At 43.8% G+C, this 18,149-nt stretch carries 15 protein-coding genes; 14 read left to right on the forward strand and 1 reads right to left on the reverse strand.

The features are described 5' to 3' along the window. From araA to L2D08_RS21735, 12 genes are all read left to right on the forward strand, one after another. Positions 1-1,473: an L-arabinose isomerase gene (gene araA / locus L2D08_RS21680; protein ID WP_242237213.1), complete on the forward strand. Its 1,473-nt coding sequence runs from the start codon at positions 1-3 to the stop codon at positions 1,471-1,473. Positions 1,474-1,535: 62 nt separating this feature from the next. Then, entirely contained in the window at positions 1,536-2,555 is a 1,020-nt protein-coding gene (locus L2D08_RS21685; protein ID WP_242237215.1) for an aldose epimerase family protein, read from the forward strand. Positions 2,556-2,558: 3 nt separating this feature from the next. Further along, positions 2,559-3,635, forward strand: a complete 1,077-nt coding sequence (locus L2D08_RS21690; RefSeq protein ID WP_242237218.1) for a sn-glycerol-1-phosphate dehydrogenase — start codon at positions 2,559-2,561, stop codon at positions 3,633-3,635. 135 nt (positions 3,636-3,770) lie between these two features. Next, the gene (locus tag L2D08_RS21695; protein WP_242237221.1) at positions 3,771-4,757 is read left to right on the forward strand and encodes a LacI family DNA-binding transcriptional regulator; all 987 of its coding nucleotides are present in this window, start codon (positions 3,771-3,773) and stop codon (positions 4,755-4,757) included. A gap of 198 nt (positions 4,758-4,955) precedes the next feature. Further along, positions 4,956-6,308, forward strand: a complete 1,353-nt coding sequence (locus tag L2D08_RS21700; RefSeq protein ID WP_242237224.1) for an ABC transporter substrate-binding protein — start codon at positions 4,956-4,958, stop codon at positions 6,306-6,308. Between the two features lie 67 nt (positions 6,309-6,375). Continuing rightward, complete coding sequence (locus L2D08_RS21705; protein ID WP_242237227.1) at positions 6,376-7,308, forward strand: carbohydrate ABC transporter permease; 933 nt, start codon at positions 6,376-6,378, stop codon at positions 7,306-7,308. A gap of 3 nt (positions 7,309-7,311) precedes the next feature. Next, positions 7,312-8,148 carry a carbohydrate ABC transporter permease gene (locus tag L2D08_RS21710; protein ID WP_242237230.1) on the forward strand — a complete coding sequence of 279 codons (837 nt, stop codon included), beginning with the start codon at positions 7,312-7,314 and terminating at the stop codon, positions 8,146-8,148. 28 nt (positions 8,149-8,176) lie between these two features. Then, positions 8,177-9,661: an alpha-N-arabinofuranosidase gene (locus L2D08_RS21715; RefSeq protein WP_242237231.1), complete on the forward strand. Its 1,485-nt coding sequence runs from the start codon at positions 8,177-8,179 to the stop codon at positions 9,659-9,661. Positions 9,662-9,698: 37 nt separating this feature from the next. Further along, a complete protein-coding gene (locus L2D08_RS21720) occupies positions 9,699-9,902 on the forward strand; it encodes a hypothetical protein (RefSeq protein ID WP_242237233.1) in 204 nt (67 codons plus the stop codon). Positions 9,903-9,921: 19 nt separating this feature from the next. After that, positions 9,922-10,587: a YesL family protein gene (locus L2D08_RS21725; RefSeq protein ID WP_242237235.1), complete on the forward strand. Its 666-nt coding sequence runs from the start codon at positions 9,922-9,924 to the stop codon at positions 10,585-10,587. A gap of 50 nt (positions 10,588-10,637) precedes the next feature. Further along, positions 10,638-12,143: an arabinosylfuranosidase ArfA gene (gene arfA, locus L2D08_RS21730; RefSeq protein ID WP_242237236.1), complete on the forward strand. Its 1,506-nt coding sequence runs from the start codon at positions 10,638-10,640 to the stop codon at positions 12,141-12,143. Positions 12,144-12,166: 23 nt separating this feature from the next. Further along, a complete protein-coding gene (locus L2D08_RS21735; RefSeq protein WP_375337628.1) occupies positions 12,167-13,138 on the forward strand; it encodes a glycoside hydrolase family 43 protein in 972 nt (323 codons plus the stop codon). Between the two features lie 77 nt (positions 13,139-13,215). Here L2D08_RS21735 and L2D08_RS21740 read toward each other — a convergent pair whose 3' ends face one another. Next, positions 13,216-13,956, reverse strand: coding sequence for a class I SAM-dependent methyltransferase (locus tag L2D08_RS21740; protein WP_242237240.1), 741 nt, complete (start codon positions 13,954-13,956; stop codon positions 13,216-13,218). Between the two features lie 101 nt (positions 13,957-14,057). On the opposite strand from L2D08_RS21740, the gene L2D08_RS21745 reads away from it, so the two are divergent. Continuing rightward, positions 14,058-14,927, forward strand: a complete 870-nt coding sequence (locus L2D08_RS21745) for a LysR family transcriptional regulator (RefSeq protein ID WP_242237242.1) — start codon at positions 14,058-14,060, stop codon at positions 14,925-14,927. A 61-nt stretch (positions 14,928-14,988) separates the two neighbouring features. Further along, entirely contained in the window at positions 14,989-17,625 is a 2,637-nt protein-coding gene (locus L2D08_RS21750; RefSeq protein ID WP_242237244.1) for a cation-translocating P-type ATPase, read from the forward strand. Positions 17,626-18,149 lie beyond the last annotated feature (524 nt).

Genomic DNA, 18,149 nt, shown 5'->3' on the forward strand with positions numbered 1-18,149 from the left:
ATGCTAGCAATAGATAAGAAAGAATTTTGGTTTGTTACAGGAAGCCAGCACTTGTACGGAGAAGAAGCGCTGCAAGAAGTTCAGAAAAATTCAGAGGAAGTCGTAAATGGAGTAAATGGAGAGGCTGAGCTGTCTTACCCGGTTATTTTTAAAGAAGTGCTGACAACATCCGGAGATATTCACCAGTTGATGCAGCAGGCGAACAGCGATGAAAACTGTGCCGGTATCATTACCTGGATGCATACTTTTTCTCCGGCGAAAATGTGGATCGCTGGTTTGAAAGCGCTGCAAAAGCCGCTTCTTCATCTGCATACACAGTTTAACCGTGAGATCCCGTGGAGCAGCATCGATATGGACTTTATGAATCTAAACCAGGCAGCACACGGAGACCGTGAGTATGGATTTATCGGTACACGTATGCAAATTGGCCGCAAAGTCATTGTCGGCCACTGGCAGGATGAGTCAGTTAAGAAAAGCGTAAGCGACTGGATGAATATTGCTGTAGCGGTAACAGAAGGGCCGAATATCCGGGTTGCCCGCTTTGGTGACAATATGCGGAATGTAGCCGTTACGGATGGTGACAAGGTAGAAGCGCAAATTAAATTTGGCTGGGTCGTAGATTATTATGGCATTGGCGATCTTGTGGAAGAAATGAATACCGTCACGCGGGACCAGATCGATTCTCTTTATGAAGAATACAAGCAGCAATATATATTTGAAGAAAGTGATGACATTTGCGCGGCGATCAAAGAACAAGCACGTATCGAAATCGGACTGCGTTCATTCTTGGAACGGGGAAATTATAACGCGTTCACAACAAACTTTGAAGATTTGCACGGCATGGAGCAGCTGCCGGGTCTTGCTGCACAGCGGCTCATGGCAGACGGCTACGGCTTTGCAGGCGAAGGTGACTGGCGGACAGCTGCGCTTCTCCGCATGATGAAAATTGCAGCCGGCAACAAGCAGACATCATTTATGGAAGATTATACGTACCATTTAGAAGAAGGAAATGAAATGATTCTCGGTTCGCATATGCTCGAAGTCTGCCCGACCGTTGCGGCTACAAAGCCGCGCATTGTTGTTAATCCGCTTTCAATTGGCGGAAAAGAAGATCCGGCACGCCTTGTGTTTGACGGATTGAGCGGCCAGGCGGTTAATGCATCACTTGTAGAGATGGGAGGACGTTACCGGTTGATCGTCAATGTGGTAGACGCAGTTGAGTCACCGCAGCAAACACCGAATCTTCCAGTCGCAAAAGTGCTCTGGAAGCCGCAGCCGTCTTTAAAAACAGCGACGGAGTCCTGGATTTATGCCGGCGGCGCTCATCATACGGTTCTTTCCTTTGCAGTCAGCGCCGAGCAGCTGTATGACTTTGCGGAAATGTCAGACATCGAATGTATCATCATTGACAATGACACGAAAACATCTCAGCTGCGCAATGAGCTGAAGTGGGGAGAAGCAATCTGGAAGTAATTCATCGAAAAGGCTGTCTCATTTATGAGCCGGCCTTTTCTTCTACTAAAGGAGCAGAGAATATGACTGGGAATATAAATGGCAAAAATATTAAAGAATTTACATTGAAAAACAAAAATGGAATGGAAGTGTGTTTTATTGATTATGGCTGCATTATTACCAAAATCATTGTGCCGGACTGTCAAGGAAACCGTGAAAACGTCGTGCTTGGCTATGGAAAGACCGATCAGTATGCATATAATCCATGGTATTTAGGTGCTGTTATTGGCCGCTTTGCCGGACGGATCGGGGAAGGTTCATTTGAGCTGGGCGGGAAAACATACACGCTTGAGCGGAATGATGGAAACAACCATCTGCATGGCGGCCAGGCAGGGTTTGACAAAGTCATCTGGCAATCCGAGCCCATAACAGGCGGTGTCCGGTTCACGCATGAAAGCCCGGATGGGGAAGGCGGGTATCCGGGGAATGTGAAGGTTACGGTTACGTACACGCTGAATAGTGAAAATGAATTTATTATTCAATATGAAGCTGTATCGGATCAACCGACTCTTTTAAACCTGACAAACCATACGTATTTTAACTTAAGCGGTAATATAAAACGGGATATTACCGGCCACCTGCTGCAAATGGACAGTGACCGATATGCGGAATTAAATGACCAGCTTCTGCCGACCGGCAGGCTCCAGCCAGTTGAAGGCACTGTGTTCGATTTTCGCGGGGGCCAGGCTATTCAAGCAGGGGTAAAAGCAAATGATTCGCAAAATGAGCTGGCAGGTAAAGGGTACGACCATCCCTTCGTTTTGAGCGGAGATGGCGGCATCATTTTATCAGATGAAGAAAGTGGGCGTGTGCTCAGTATAAAAACAGATCAAGAGTGTGTTGTACTGTATTCCGGCACGCAAATAACGGATGGCGTACTGCTTAATGGAGGGGAATCGCGGAAATACGCCGGCCTGTGTTTAGAGACACAGGGGCTGCCGGATTCTATTCATCACCCGCACTTTCCGCAGAGTATCCTGGAAAACGATAAAAAATATCAATCCACAACAATATACAGGTTTTCAACCAGGAAAGGGGAATAGGAAGTGAAGGGAACCACAATTGAAAAGATTGTTATTGAAAAGGATGCTTTTGAACAGTGTGCGGCTTACGTGCAACAAAAAGGATGGAAAAACATCTTAATAATTGCAGATAAAAACACACAAAGAGCAGCCGGCGGAATGCTGAGCAAGTGTTTCCTTGAAAAGTCTCTTCAAGTGCAAACCTGTTTAATTGAACCCGATCAAAACGGAGACGTAAAAGCGGATGAAATATCTATCGTACAAGCATTGATTGGCATTGATGCGAAAACCGACGTTTTAGTAGCCGTTGGCTCCGGTACTATTCACGATATTACTCGCTTTTGCAGTGATAAAACAGGTGTCCCATTTGTGTCCATCCCAACGGCTCCTTCCGTAGACGGTTTTACCTCCGTCGGCGCGCCTATTATTGTGCGAGGGATGAAAAAAACATTTAAAGCTGTGTCACCGCAAGCCCTATTTGCGGATATCAAGGTTCTGATGAAAGCGCCGGACGAAATGATAGCCGCTGGTTTTGGCGACATGCTGGCGAAGTTTACTTCGCTGGCAGATTGGAAATTTGGTCATCTGACAGCGAAAGAGCCGTATTCAGAAGAAGCAGCTCTTATAACCGAACGTGCTTTAAACCGGTGTGTTAAACATGTTGACTCGATTGCCGAAAAACAAGAAGAAGGCATTCGCGCTTTAATGGAGACGCTTATTGAATCAGGCATCGCCATGCTTAAGTTTGGGCAGTCACACCCAGCTTCAGGAGGAGAACATCATCTCTCTCACTACTGGGAAATGAATTTTATTCAGGAAAATCGTCCACAGGTTCTTCATGGAGCAAAGGTAGGAGCCGCCACAGCTCTTATTACTCGTACGTATAAGGAGAGAGCAGAAAAGCTTCCTTGCCGGGCTGGAGTCGAGCTTATTCCAGATCCTGATGAGATTGTCCGGCTTCTTCAAAGGGCAGGCGCGCCTGCCAGTCCGTCGGAATTGGGGATTGAGCCGGAATTAGTAAAAGCCAGTTTACGTGATGCACATACACTTCGAGACAGATATACGATGCTTCGTTATATAAATGAAAACGAGATAACGTAAGTACAGACATGGATGCATATGCATTCATGTTTTCTTTTATCCAGCGAAAAGAATACAAGTTGACCGTTTAAGTAAGGTATAATTAAAGAAGGACCGGTCTTTCATATAGATTATTTGAGTCAGAGGAGGGAAAAAATGCGTGTGACAATAAAGGATATTGCAGCCGTTTGTGGTGTTTCCGCGGGTACTGTTGATCGTGCACTTAACAACAGGATGGGAATCAGTGAAAAAACGAGAAAAAAAGTATTAACAGCAGCGGAAGAAATGAATTATCAGCCGGACTTCACTGCCAGAAGCCTTGTTATGGGAAAAACGATGACCCTCGGCGTGGTGCTGTTTGATCTGTATAACCGCTCATTTGCCCAGCTTATGAATGCGATTGAACGAAAAGCAAGAGAGCTTGGCTATTTTGTTTATATTACACTTACAGATAAAGATCCTGAGAATGAGCGGATGTGTATTGAGTATCTGGTTAGTCGAAAAGTGGATGGAATTATTTTATTTACAGTAAACCGGGGAGAAGAATTTGACAATTATTTAAGAAAATTTCATACACCGATTGTGACGATTTTTAATTACATATCAAGTAACTGGGAATATATTGGAATTCAAGAGCGCCAGGCGATGAAGGAAGCTGTGGATTATATTGCTTCAAGAGAATATGACCAGCTTATTTATATCAGCCCTCCTCTTGCACATGCAGGGAAGTCGAACATTTATACACAAGAAGAGCGCTATATTGGATTTATGGAAGGTGTTAAAGCGAATCGTCTTCCCGCCCCGCTTGTGCTAAGAGACGCCGATTACCTGGAAAAGCTGAAGATGTATCCATACGAATCAACCGGAAAAATAGGGATTCTATGTTCAACAGACTTATATGCATTAGAAGTGATGAACTTATTAAAAGAAAAAAAGATTTCAATACCGGGGCAGGCTGGCGTTATGGGGTTTGATGATATTGATATGCTGAAATACATTACTCCTCGCTTAACAACCGTAAAGTATCCAATTTTGCAGATTGGAGAAAAAGCTGTTGAAAGTATTGTGCATAAAATAGAAAGAGATGAATATATATACGTACCACTTTTAGAACATGAAATTATTAAAGGTGACTCCATTTAATTATAAAATAAATATTCCAAAAAATGTTGATCGTACAAGTTGAGCGTGATAGAATTTTAACTACCAACAGTGTTGCTTGTCTTTTATGTAAGCGCTATCTATAAAATATGTCTTTTACGTGTACGTACACGTAAAAGGCGAGCTTCCATGTTGGTAGTATCCTGTTTTTCATTTACTCAAAAAAAGGGGGAGAGGGAAATGAAGAAAAGAAGCTTGTTTGTACTGCTTTTTAGTATGCTGTTTGTTCTGCTGGCAGCGTGTGGCAGTGGAGGCGGAGGTGGAGGCGGAGGCGGCTCGGAAAATTCCGAAGGTGCAGACAAAACCGAAGTCATTGGCAGTGATTCTAAAGACGCTACGGAATTAACATTTTGGACATTCCAGGAACTTCATATCAACCTTTTTGAAGACGCTGTTACACGGTGGAATAAAGAATTTCCGGATCGTCCGATTAAATTAAAAGCAGAAGCATATCCCTATGATAATATGCACAATAACTTGCTTTTGGCACTGCAGTCGGGTAAAGGGGCCCCTGACATTGTTGACATTGAACTTGGCCGTTTTCCGAACTATCTTCAGGGAGAACCGCAGCTTCTTCCAATGAATGAATATGTAGATCCTGTTCGTGATGAGTTTATCGAATCACGATTTGATATCTATTCAAAAGATGGACAGAACTATGGATTACCTACTCACGTTGGCGCAACCGTTGTTTTTTATAACAAAGAAATTATGGACAAAGCAGGCGTGGATATTGATTCAATTGAAACATGGGACGACTATATCGCAGCTGGAAAACAAGTTGTGGAAAAAACAGATGCAGTCATGACAACACTAGAAACTGGTGACTACTGGTCCTACTGGCCGTTAATTAAACAGCAAGGTTCGGATTTCTTTGATGAAAATGGCAAGCTGACACTTGCAAACGAAACGAATGTAAAAACGCTTGAATTTATGCATGGTTTAATCCACGATGAAAAAATTGCTGAAATTACACCGGGTGGCACTCATCATGAAGAAGAATACTATGGATTTATGAATGACGGCGGTGCGGCTTCTGTCATTATGCCGATGTGGTATATGGGCCGCTTCACTGATTATATGCAGGATTTAAAAGGAAAAATGGTCATCCGTCCGATGCCGAAGTGGACAGAGGATGGAAACCGTTCGGCTGGTGCAGGCGGTACGGGAACTGCTGTCACAAATCAAACCGAGCATCCGGAGCTGGCGAAGGAATTCCTTGCTTATGCAAAGCTGTCTGAAGAAGGGAATCTGGCACTGTGGAAAATCATGGGATTCGATCCTCCAAGATGGACTGTTTGGGAAAACCCTGCAATTAAAGAGGACAATAAATATTATCAATACTTCGGCACAGATATTTTCGATACGCTGCTCAGTATAAAAGATGAAATTGATTCGATCAACATTACAGAGAAAAATCCGCTTGTTCAGGAACAGCTGTCAACAAATGTATTTAATAATGTTCTCCGGGCTGAAAATCAGTCTCCAGAAGAAGCATTGAAAGAAGCGGAAGCTGCTATCAGCAGCAATTAACATTGATGAGAAGGCAGGAAAAATTCCTGCCTTCTCATCTAAATAAGTGAAAAGAAAGGGGATTGTGATGATTGAACGAACTGCTTCTACAGCCGAGAGCCGTCGGTCGAAATGGTCCTTGAAAGACTTCTTCCTGTCGAAAAAGGTAGTCCCGTATGTTTTTGTTTCACCTTTTATTATTTCTTTTTTGCTTTTATTTTTGTATCCGCTTATTAACGGTGTTGTGATGAGCTTTCAGACTATTTTGCCCGGACAGACAACATTTATCGGAATGAGGAATTATGAGCGGATTTTAAACCCGACTTTTTTTAAAGCGTTATCTAATACAACAGTGTACGTTGTTTTAACCACTGTAATTTTAACGATACTGCCCATGGTTTTAGCCACAATGCTTAATTCAAAGTTTGTTCGCTTTTCCAATGTGTTCCGGGCTTCTTTGTTTATTCCGGCATTGACTTCAACGATTGTAGCAGGGGTTGTATTCCGGTTAATGTTTGGAGAATCGGAGTCTTCTCTTGCAAACACAGTGGTTGGATTTTTTGGGGTAGAACCGATGGAATGGAAGTTCGGCGCTGCAACAGGAATGTTTTTAATGGTACTGCTTTGTACGTGGAAATGGCTTGGTGTAAATATTCTTTACTTTATGGCAGGTCTCGCTAATGTGCCAAAGGAGTTATATGAGGCGGCTGAAATGGATGGAGCGGGGATTCTTAATAAGTTCCGCCATATTACACTTCCAATGCTGAAGCCGATTACAGTGTATGTAGTTACCATCACCATTATTGGCGGCTTTCGGATGTACGAAGAGTCATATGTATTTTGGCCTGAAGGTTCCCCGGGAAATATCGGCTTGACGATTGTCGGCTACATCTACCAGCAGGGCTTCCGCATGAATGATCTTGGTTTTGGTGCGGCGATCGGGGTCGTGTTAATGCTGATTATCTTCATCATTAGTATCCTGCAGCTTTCATTATCCGGCACATTAAAGAAAGGAGAGTAAAACATGTTAGCACGAGACAAGCTCTTAACTACTATTGTTACTGTTGTTATCGCCCTTGTCGCAATTTTAGCTTTATTCCCGCTGTTTTCTCTTATGCTCTCTTCTCTGCGGCCGTCTTCAGAGCTGATGAGAAACGGTATTACACTATCTGTGCCGTTTGACCAATTGAATCTCAATAACTACACATACATTTTTACGGAAGCAGGAAACTATTGGAGCTGGTATATGAACAGCATTATTATTTCTGCAGCAACTATCATTCTTTGTTTGTTTTTCTCGTCAATGGTTGGTTATGCGCTAGCTGTTTATAATTTTAAAGGAAACCGGTTTATCTTTATCCTGGTTTTGCTGATTCTTATGGTACCTTTTGAAATACTCATGCTGCCGCTTTATCAGCTGATGATCGGGCTTCAGATGATTGATACGTACCTGGCCGTTATTTTGCCGATGATGGTAGCTCCTATCGCCGTCTTTTTCTTCCGGCAGTATGCATCGGGCCTCCCGAAAGATTTGATGGAATCAGCCCGGATGGACGGCTGTACCGAGTACGGAATTTTCTTCCGCATTATGGCACCGCTTATGCTGCCTTCCTTTGCGGCAATGGCGATTTTACAGGGCCTTTCAAGCTGGAACAACTTTCTGTGGCCACTCGTTGTACTTCGGTCGAACACTATGTTCACCCTTCCAGTCGGCTTGGCAACTCTGTTAACACCGTACGGAAATAACTATGATATCTTGATCGCGGGATCTGTTATGACAATTCTTCCTGTTGTTATCCTGTTCCTGTTCTTCCAGCGTTACTTTATCGAAGGATTGACAGTAGGCGGAGTAAAAGGATAAGAATACTTACTGATAAAGGACTGATAGAGTGAGGCACACAGCTGTATTAAATACTGATATTGAGCAGGGGAAAATCAACAAAAATATTTATGGGCACTTTGCAGAGCATTTGGGACGATGCATTTATGAAGGAATTTGGGTTGGAGAGGATTCATCGATTCCGAATACAAATGGTATCCGGACAGATGTTTTGGAAGCGCTGCAAAAAATTCGAGTGCCGGTTCTTCGCTGGCCTGGCGGCTGTTTTGCTGATGAATATCATTGGAAAGACGGCATTGGACCGAAAGAGAACCGCAAGCGGATGGTTAATACGCATTGGGGCGGGGTGGTCGAAAACAATCATTTTGGCACCCATGAATTTATGATGCTTTGTGAAATGCTGGGGTGTGAACCTTATATATGCGGCAATGTTGGCAGCGGAACCGTTCAGGAAATGTCTGAGTGGATTGAATATATGACGTTTAAAGGCGAATCCCCGATGGCAGACTGGCGCCGTGAAAACGGAAGGGACGAGCCATGGAAATTAAAGTATTTCGGTGTCGGGAACGAAAACTGGGGCTGCGGCGGCAATATGCGCCCTGAATATTATTCTGATTTGTATCGCCGCTATCAAACTTATGTCCGCAACTACGATGGCAATCAAATTTACAAAATTGCCGGCGGCGCAAACATTGATGACTACAATTGGACAGAAGTGCTGATGAGGGAATCTGCCCGTTTTATGGATGGGCTGAGCCTGCACTACTATACGATCCCGGGCGAGTTTTGGACAGGCAAAGGAGCCGCGACTGGTTTTTCGGAAGACGAATGGGCGGTCACCATGCAAAAAGCATACCGTATGGATGAACTCCTCACAAAACACAGTACAATTATGGATAAATACGATCCGGAAAAGAAAGTAGCTATTATCGTAGATGAATGGGGCACCTGGTTTGATGTGGAGCCCGGTACAAATCCAGGATTCCTCTATCAACAGAACACTATTCGAGATGCGCTTGTCGCAGCCATTCACTTTCATATTTTCCATAATCATCACGAGCGGGTGCAGATGGCAAACATCGCCCAGACGGTAAATGTGCTTCAGGCGATGATTTTAACAGAAGGAAGCAATATGATTGTAACGCCTACGTACCATGTGTTTGATTTATTTAAAGTTCATCAGGATGCGGTGAAATTGACACTTGAGACTACTGCAGAAGAATATAAATCGATGCCGCAGGTCAGCCTGTCTGCTTCTAAAAATGCAGAAGGAACCGTGAATATAAGCTGCTGCAACATTGACCATGAAAACGAAGCGGAAATTACGGTTGATTTACGCGGAATAAATACCGAATCTCTTTTTGTAGCCGGAACAATTTTAACAGCTGAGCAAATGGATGCCCATAATACATTCGATCAGCCGGATCGGGTGCAGCCCGCTTCGTTTTCTAATTTCTCGCTATCGGGTACGTCTTTGAATGTAACAATGCCTCCGATATCCATTGTGGTCCTTGAGCTGAAAAAAAATGAATAATGTCCGGTTTTGTAAAGGATGCACTGGAAGTGCATCTATGGATGATCCACGTGTTTTTTTGACAGATAACGCACTGCTTGATATTGAAGAATTATGGATCCAAAAACGGCGCCTTGAATCGTGTGCCCAGTGTGAATTTTTACGGAACGGAACAACATGCGGCCAGTCGGGTATGCTTGTTTCGTACCGTGCAGGATTGCTGGATGCGAAATGCCCGCACCCGGCAGAAACAAAATGGTGAAAAAATAGGAGGAACCGTAATGAAACCCAATTCATTTATGGAAAAGCTGACCAACACTTTTTCCTGGATAGCCAGGCTGGCTTACGCTCATTTTCTCTGGATGTTTTTTAGCGTAGCGGGTCTGGTTGTTTTCGGGATTTTCCCGGCCACGGCTGCTTTGATGACTGTCTGCAGAAATTGGCTTGATGGTGAAGAAAGTGTGCCGGTATTCCGTACGTTTTGGACTTCATACCGCTCATCCTTTTTTGCTGTAAATAAAATTGGTCTTGCTTATATGGCGGGGGCACTCATTCTGTATTTAAACTTTTTAGCAATTCAGGAAAACGGCGCAGGAATTGTAATGGTGGCCGCATTTTATCTGTCTGTTTTCTTTTTAGTCATAACGGGAACTCACCTATTGCCGTTGTACGTAGTGAGGAAACAGTCTTTCCTTTATACATGGAAAACAGCTTTTGTTATGAGTATCGTAAATCTTCCTATTTCAATAGCTGTTCTTATTAGTCAATCTGCTATTTACTATTTGCTATTTTCATATCCTTCAGCTGCCCTTTTCTTTCTTAGCAGCACATTAGTCATGATTCAACTGTGGCTTGTACAGCATTCGTTTAACCATATAGAAAAAAAAGCAGCAGCATTACGGGACAGAAAAAGTGCTTCACCTGTACAGAAAACACATACGGCGTGAGTGGATTTTCTTATAAACATATACGTATACATTAAAGGAGGAGAATAATCATGACTCAAAATGCAAAAATGACAATTGATAAAGAATTTGTAATCGGTGAAATTGACAAGCGGATTTACGGTTCCTTTATTGAGCATTTAGGAAGAGCGGTATACGAAGGGATTTATGAGCCGGATCATCCTTCTGCAGATGAGCAGGGATTCCGCACCGATGTCATTGAGCTGGTCAAAGAGCTGAAGGTACCTCTTGTCCGCTATCCTGGAGGAAACTTTGTGTCCGGCTACAACTGGGAAGACGGGATAGGACCTGTTTCAGAAAGACCGCATAGACTCGAGCTTGCATGGCGTACAACAGAGCCGAATGTAATCGGGACAAATGAGTTTATGGACTGGGCAAAAAAAATTAATGCAGAAGTAAATATGGCGGTTAACCTTGGTACACGCGGTATTGATGCAGCTCGAAACCTTGTTGAATATTGCAATCACCCATCCGGTTCCTATTGGAGTGACAAGCGGATTTCTCACGGGTATGAAAAGCCCCACAGCATTAAGACCTGGTGTTTAGGAAATGAAATGGACGGCCCATGGCAAATCGGCCATAAAACCGCTCACGAATACGGACGCCTTGCGGCTGAAACAGCCAAAGCAATGAAATGGGTAGATCCTTCAATCGAATTGGTTGCCTGTGGGAGTTCAAACCGGCATATGCCAACATTTGCGGAATGGGAAGCAACAGTACTGGAGCATACGTATGATCATGTAGAATTTATCTCGCTACATACGTACTATGGAAACAAGGATGAAGACTTAGCGAACTACTTAGCACAATCAATGGATATGGATCAATTTATTTACTCCGTTATTTCCATTGCCGATTACATTAAAGCGAAAAAGCGCAGCAACAAAACCATTTATTTATCATTCGATGAGTGGAATGTCTGGTTCCATTCAAAAGAGTCAGATAAACAGCTTGAACCGTGGACGGTAGCTCCTCCGCAGCTGGAAGATATTTATACATTTGAAGATGCTTTGCTTGTCGGAAGCATGCTTATTTCTTTATTGCGCCGGGCAGACCGTGTAAAAATTGCCTGCCTTGCCCAGCTTGTCAATGTTATTGCACCGATTATGACTGAAAAAGGCGGGGAAGCCTGGAAACAGTCAATTTTTTACCCATATATGCATGCATCTGTATTTGGACGTGGAACAGCACTGCAGGCCATTGTGTCATCGCCAAAATATGACTGCAAAGATTTCACAGACGTTCCATACCTCGATACAGTTTCTGTTTATAACGAAGGTGATGAAACATTAACGATATTTGCGGTAAATCGTCACCAGGAAGAATCACTCAGCTTAAGCGGCGATGTCAGAAGCTTTGAAGGATACACAGTGAAAGAGCATATTATTCTTGAAAACAATGATGTAAAAGCGACGAACCAGCATAACCATTCCAATGTAACTCCTCATAGTAATGGAGATGCAAAAGTAGATAACGGCCAATTATCCGCTCAGCTGCCGAAATTGTCCTGGAACGTTATTCGTCTCGCAAAAGCATAAAATAAAAAAGGGAGGATATGCTTATGACCTCTTACAATAACCCGCTGCTTTTAAAGCAAGCAGATCCATACATTCATCAGCATTTGGATGGCTTTTATTATTTTATTGCATCAAGCCCAGAGTTTGAACGCATTGAATTACGGCGTTCGACGACTATCGATGGTCTCCGTACAGCAAATGCTGTAACTGTCTGGACAAAGCATGAGGAAGGCCCGCTGAGCTGCCTGATTTGGGCGCCGGAGCTTCATTATATAGAAGAAAGCTGGTACATCTATTTTGCAGCGGCTCCAAGTGAAAAAGCACATCCAGAGCATAAAACGTTCCAGCATCGCATGTATGTGATCCAAAACAAGGGTGAAAATCCGCTTGAAGGCGAATGGGAAGAAAAAGGGCAGATAAAAACGAACTGGGAATCTTTTTCACTGGATGCAACTGTATTTGAACACAAAGGTACGTACTTCTATGTTTGGGCTCAAAAAGATCCAGCCATTCTAGGAAACTCGAACTTGTATATTGCGGAGATGAAAAACCCGTGGACACTAAAGGCCAAGCAAGTGATGCTGACAAAGCCTGATCTTGAATGGGAAATGCGTAAAATTCCTGTGAACGAAGGGCCGGCTGTGCTGAAGCGGCACGGAAAAATCTTTATCACCTATTCAGCCAGTGCGACCGATGAAAACTATGCCATGGGGATGCTTGCGGCAGACGAGGAAGCCGACCTGCTTGATGCGGCGTCATGGGAAAAAGCGCAGCAGCCTGTTTTTCAAACGAGCGAACAAAACGAAAAGTTTGGTCCGGGACATAACAGCTTTACAGTTGCCGAAGACGGCATAACCGACCTGCTTGTATACCATGCTCGTGACCAGAAAACAGGCGGCGGAGAAGCGTTAAATGATGCCGGCCGGCACGCCTGTATTCAGCCGTTTGACTATGACGAAAAAGGATACCCGGTGTTCGGGGAGCCGATTCCAAACGCAGCAATAACAGTTAAATAAAACAGTGCGACGGTCGGAATCATTGAGATTCGACCGTCCTGTCCTGATAACAGCAAAACTGAAATAAGGTTTTGCTGTTATTTTTTCGTTCCCACTATACGAATCCGCCAGTAATCCGCGATCCAATGATCTTCATAAAACCGTTCTTCCGTCAATGTGGCTACAGCCCCGGATATGATCCGCTCTTTTTCTTCCGGTGTCTGTGCGCCCATGATCACATCACCAAACATATGGATCCAATTCCGCATCCCGTCTACACCGTCAAGACGGGTCGGCCGTTCAAAGTGCTCGGCAAACGCGACATGAAAGCCGGCTTGTTCCATTAAAGAAGTGTATTCTACAATCGAAGGGAAAAACCATGGATATTGGTTATGGTCGTAATGATCAATTTGCCCGATAATAGCCTGGGAAATAGAAGCGACGTTTCCTTTGGCGCCAAACTCTGCCACAAACCGGCCGCCCGGCTTTAAACTCTTGAATATACCGCCCAGCACTTGTTCGGGCTTTTTCATCCAATGAAGAGCGGCGTTTGAAAATACCGCATCGAATTTTTCCTCAAACGGGAGGTTGTGCGCGTCTTCTACAAAAAACGGGATATGTGGGTATTTTTGTTTTGCTTCTTCGATCATGGAAGCAGACTGGTCAATGCCAGCCACTTGAACCCCTTTGTTGGACAAAGAAAAAGCCAGATCACCTGTGCCGCATCCAACATCTAAAATCGCTTCGCCGGCTTTTGGTGCAAGCAGGTCTACAACATCCTCGCCAAATTTTGAAACAAATTGGTGTTTTCCATCATATAACTGTGCATTCCAGATCATATTCACTTCACTCCTTTTCATTTAGTATAGAGTTTTTCCTATATAATGAAAATTAGTTAAAAATGAGAAATTTGATAACGAAGTGGAATAAGGAGGAACGTATGAATATTTATTGGATTAAAACATTTTTAAAAGCAGCGGAAACAGAAAATTTCCGCCAGGCTTCAGAAGAATTGTTTATTTCCCAGCCGGCCGTCACAAAGCATATTCAACGGCTGGAGGACCGGCTGGATATCTCTTTGTTTGATCGACATGGGAAAGCGGTCAAGCTGACACCGGCCGGCTTGTTTTTTCTCCCGCGTGCAAAGGAAATCGCCGACTCATTTGACCGGAATATAAGGGAGTTTGACGCCTGGAAGCAGGGATATACAAAAAAGCTGGCAATTGCCTGCGCACCGCAGATTGCCTCGTCCTTTCTGCCCCCGGTCCTTCAGCAGTTTATGGCCCGCTTTCCGGAGATTGATGTACAGATCGACATTCATAAGTCTTATGAAATCGGCGAAAAAGTAGGGAGCGGTGAGGCAGACATTGGACTTGCACGAATGCCTTCCGCTTTTGCCGGTACATCTGTCAGTATCATTCATAGTGAAGCGGTTGTACTGGCCGGTCCGGCGGCTGAAAAGATCGATGAAGCTTTTCTCTTAAAAAATTACCGGGTTCTGGCGCATAACCATCCGGGTTACTGGGAAGAGCTTTTAAAAGAACTGAAAAAGAAACATCCCCACTTGAAAATCATGACCGTTAGCCAGATGGATGTAACAAAGCGATTTATTGAAGCGGGTCTTGGGGTGTCATACATACCGAAATCAATGGTAAAAGAAGAGCTTGTTTCGGGCAGGCTAAGCACCTATCCGTCTGAAGCTGCAGAAAAGCAAGCATCCCATACGTATTTAATTGAAAAAACGATAACAGAGGAAGCGGACTTGTTTAAACAGTTTCTTTTGTCAATACAACATGGAAAGAGCGGATAAACTGGACGGATGTTTAAGAAAGCAAAAAACAAAAGCCAAATAACAGAAAGGAGCTGACTCATTGGAAACCTATCGCAAAAGTGCAGATGATGTGATCGCGGAATGGAACACAACCAGTCAGGGATTAACAACCGGGGAAGCGATCAAACGACTCGAAGAGCATGGCTATAATGAGATTAAGGGCAAGAAAAAGGATCCTGTTTGGAAGCTTTTTTTAGCCACATTTAAAGATGCCATGGTAATTGTTCTGCTTGTAGCAGCCGGCATCCAGCTTGTGCTTGGCGAGGCGGTAGAGTCCGTTATTATTTTTCTTGTTCTTTTGTTAAACGGCGTAATCAGCGTCATTCAAACAAGAAAAGCGGAAAGCTCCCTTGATGCACTGCGTGAAATGTCCGCCCCGTCCGCAAAAGTAATGCGTGATGGCGTGAGTCAAACGGTGCCCGCAAGAGAGCTGGCAAAAGGGGATGTTGTTCAGCTTGATGCAGGTGATTATGTACCGGCGGATGGACGGCTGATTGGCAGTGAATCATTGAAGGTAAACGAAGGGATGCTGACTGGAGAATCTGAAGCAGCCCAAAAAAGCACGGATACATTAACCGAGCAAGTACCTGTTGGTGATCGGCTTAATATGGTACATAGCGGTTCCCTGGTCGTAAATGGACGCGGCCGTTTTGTAGTAACGGGAACGGCCAATGAGACAGAGATCGGAAAAATTGCTAATATGATCGCGACTGCTGAGTCTAAACAAACCCCGCTTCAACGGAAGCTGGACGAATTCAGCAAAAAGCTTGGAATCGGTATTCTTGTTTTATGTATTTTAATTTTTGCGGCCCAAGCATTGCGCATTTGGTTTGGCAATGAGCAGGTAGATACGACGGAAGGGATGCTGAATGCATTTATGTTCGCGGTCGCTGTTGCCGTAGCTGCAATTCCAGAAGCTCTTTCTTCTATTGTAACCATCGTCATGGCGGTTGGAACAACGAAAATGGCGAAACGGCAGGCGATTATCCGGAAGCTGCCAGCAGTAGAAACACTCGGGTCGACGAGTGTGATTTGTACAGATAAAACCGGCACGCTCACCCAAAACAAAATGACCGTTACAAACACCTTTTTGCCGGGAGTAGGGCAGACATTTACGGAAGCGCACAAGAAAAGAAACAAGTCGGAGCAAATGCTTCTTTATATTGCCTTGCTTTGTAATGACTCATATATAAATAAAGAAGGTCAGGAAATTGGGGACCCGACCGAAACCGCTCTGCTTCATTTGGGGAAAAAGATGAACGAGCCTCCTGAACAGCTGCGGAATCAGTTTCAGCGTGAACTGGAACTGCCGTTTGACTCTGACCGTAAACTTATGTCAGCCGTTTATACGATTGAAGGAGAACGGCTCATGCTTACAAAAGGCGGCCCGGATGTGATATTCAAGCGATGCCGCTTTATTTTAACGAACGGCAAAGAGGAGCCGCTTACCGAAGAGAAGCTGAACGAAGTAAAAGAAGCAAATGAAGCTTTTTCAAATGATGCGCTTCGTGTTTTGGCATATGGCTATAAAAAGCTTTCTGCTGAAAAAGCTTCTATTACGACAGAGGATGAAAATGATTTGGTACTGGTCGGCTTGACCGCCATGATCGATCCGCCGCGTGAAGCTGTATACGGAGCTATTGAAGAAGCGAAAAGTGCTGGCATCCGGACGATTATGATTACAGGTGATCATAAAACGACCGCGAAGGCGATCGGGCGGGATATCGGTTTAATGGATGAAAATGATATTGCTTTAACCGGGCAGGAACTGGATCGGCTTTCAGACGAAGAGCTGGATGAAAAGCTCGAGAATATCTCGGTTTATGCACGTGTTTCGCCCGAAAATAAAATCCGTATTGTCCGCGCATGGCAGCAAAAAGGTGCCATTACAGCGATGACAGGAGATGGTGTCAATGACGCACCTGCTTTAAAACAAGCGGATATCGGCATTGCGATGGGAAGCGGGACGGATGTAGCAAAGGATTCAGCTGCTATGGTGCTCGCAGATGATAACTTTGTTTCGATTGTGAATGCCGTCGGCGTTGGGCGTACAGTGTTTGACAATATAAAAAAAGCGATTAGTTATTTGTTTGCTGGAAACCTCGGCGCAATCATCGCTATTTTATTCGCAGTATTTTTTAATCTTCCGAATCCATTTACAGCGCTGCAGCTCTTATTTATCAACTTGATTAATGACTCGCTTCCGGCATTGGCGCTTGGGATGGAAAAGGAAGAAGCGGGGGTTATGAAACGAAAGCCGCGCGATATAAACGAAGGCATCTTTTCTGGAGGAACGCTAAGAGCGGTGGTTACCCGGGGGCTACTGATTGGAATCGCGGTTATTGTCTCTCATTACATGGGGGTGCAGACGTCGGCAGAAATGGGTATCGCCATGGCCTTCACTACACTGATCTTGGCCCGGACGCTTCAAACTTTTGCAGCCCGTTCCAATACACAAACAGTATTCGGAATAGGATTTTTTAGTAATAGATATGTTCTTGGTGCCGTAAGTGTTTGTTTTTTACTGTATGGATTAACGGTACTGCCAGGCATACGAAACATTTTTTCGATTCCGCCTTCGTTTGGCTGGGATGAGTGGCTCGTTGCTGCAGGACTTGCCTTAGCAGCGGTTGTGCTTATGGAAGTAATCAAGCTTATCCAAAATAAAAAATCGTAAAGGAAAGCCCCGGTTAAACATATGACCGGGGCTTTCTGTATAAGCGGGGGAGAGACGTAAGAAAAGGTAAAAAGAATTTTTTGTGTTTTTTCGAAAAATGTATTGACCATATAGAGTAATAGATGCTATATTATTAAACGTCGCTAAGACATCAAACGAAAACACAACCGAATTAAAGTGAAGATCACCAATCATTTTACTTTAAAAGGAAGTTGACTTGTTTTTGAGAAATGCGATAGAATAAAGGCTGTCATTGAGAAGTTCTTCTAGTTGAAACGAGAAGAATATAAAAAAGGTTAATAAACTTTTTAAAAAAGTTATTGACAAACAAAAGAACTTAATGATATGATGTTATAGCTGTCGCAAAGACGGCGTAAACGAATTGAACATTGAAAACTGAACAAAATCAATAAAAACGTCAACGTTTTAAAATTTTTATTTCCCATTAAAACACCCCGTGTTTTAATGGGAACAAATGAGCAAGTCAAACACTTTTTGGAGAGTTTGATCCTGGCTCAGGACGA

This window comes from Domibacillus sp. PGB-M46 (genome assembly GCF_022668875.1).
Lineage (GTDB): Bacteria > Bacillota > Bacilli > Bacillales > Domibacillaceae > Domibacillus.

Excerpts from the sequence above, each read along its gene's own strand:
- araA (WP_242237213.1), top strand. The coding sequence starts at position 1 with ATGCTAGCAATAGATAAGAAAGAATTTTGGTTTGTTACAGGAAGCCAG.
- L2D08_RS21685 (WP_242237215.1), top strand. The coding sequence starts at position 1,536 with ATGACTGGGAATATAAATGGCAAAAATATTAAAGAATTTACATTGAAA.
- L2D08_RS21695 (WP_242237221.1), top strand. The coding sequence starts at position 3,771 with ATGCGTGTGACAATAAAGGATATTGCAGCCGTTTGTGGTGTTTCCGCG.
- L2D08_RS21700 (WP_242237224.1), top strand. The coding sequence starts at position 4,956 with ATGAAGAAAAGAAGCTTGTTTGTACTGCTTTTTAGTATGCTGTTTGTT.
- L2D08_RS21705 (WP_242237227.1), top strand. The coding sequence starts at position 6,376 with ATGATTGAACGAACTGCTTCTACAGCCGAGAGCCGTCGGTCGAAATGG.
- L2D08_RS21710 (WP_242237230.1), top strand. The coding sequence starts at position 7,312 with ATGTTAGCACGAGACAAGCTCTTAACTACTATTGTTACTGTTGTTATC.
- L2D08_RS21720 (WP_242237233.1), top strand. The coding sequence starts at position 9,699 with ATGGATGATCCACGTGTTTTTTTGACAGATAACGCACTGCTTGATATT.
- L2D08_RS21725 (WP_242237235.1), top strand. The coding sequence starts at position 9,922 with ATGAAACCCAATTCATTTATGGAAAAGCTGACCAACACTTTTTCCTGG.
- arfA (WP_242237236.1), top strand. The coding sequence starts at position 10,638 with ATGACTCAAAATGCAAAAATGACAATTGATAAAGAATTTGTAATCGGT.
- L2D08_RS21735 (WP_375337628.1), top strand. The coding sequence starts at position 12,167 with ATGACCTCTTACAATAACCCGCTGCTTTTAAAGCAAGCAGATCCATAC.
- L2D08_RS21740 (WP_242237240.1), bottom strand. The coding sequence starts at position 13,956 with ATGATCTGGAATGCACAGTTATATGATGGAAAACACCAATTTGTTTCA.
- L2D08_RS21745 (WP_242237242.1), top strand. The coding sequence starts at position 14,058 with ATGAATATTTATTGGATTAAAACATTTTTAAAAGCAGCGGAAACAGAA.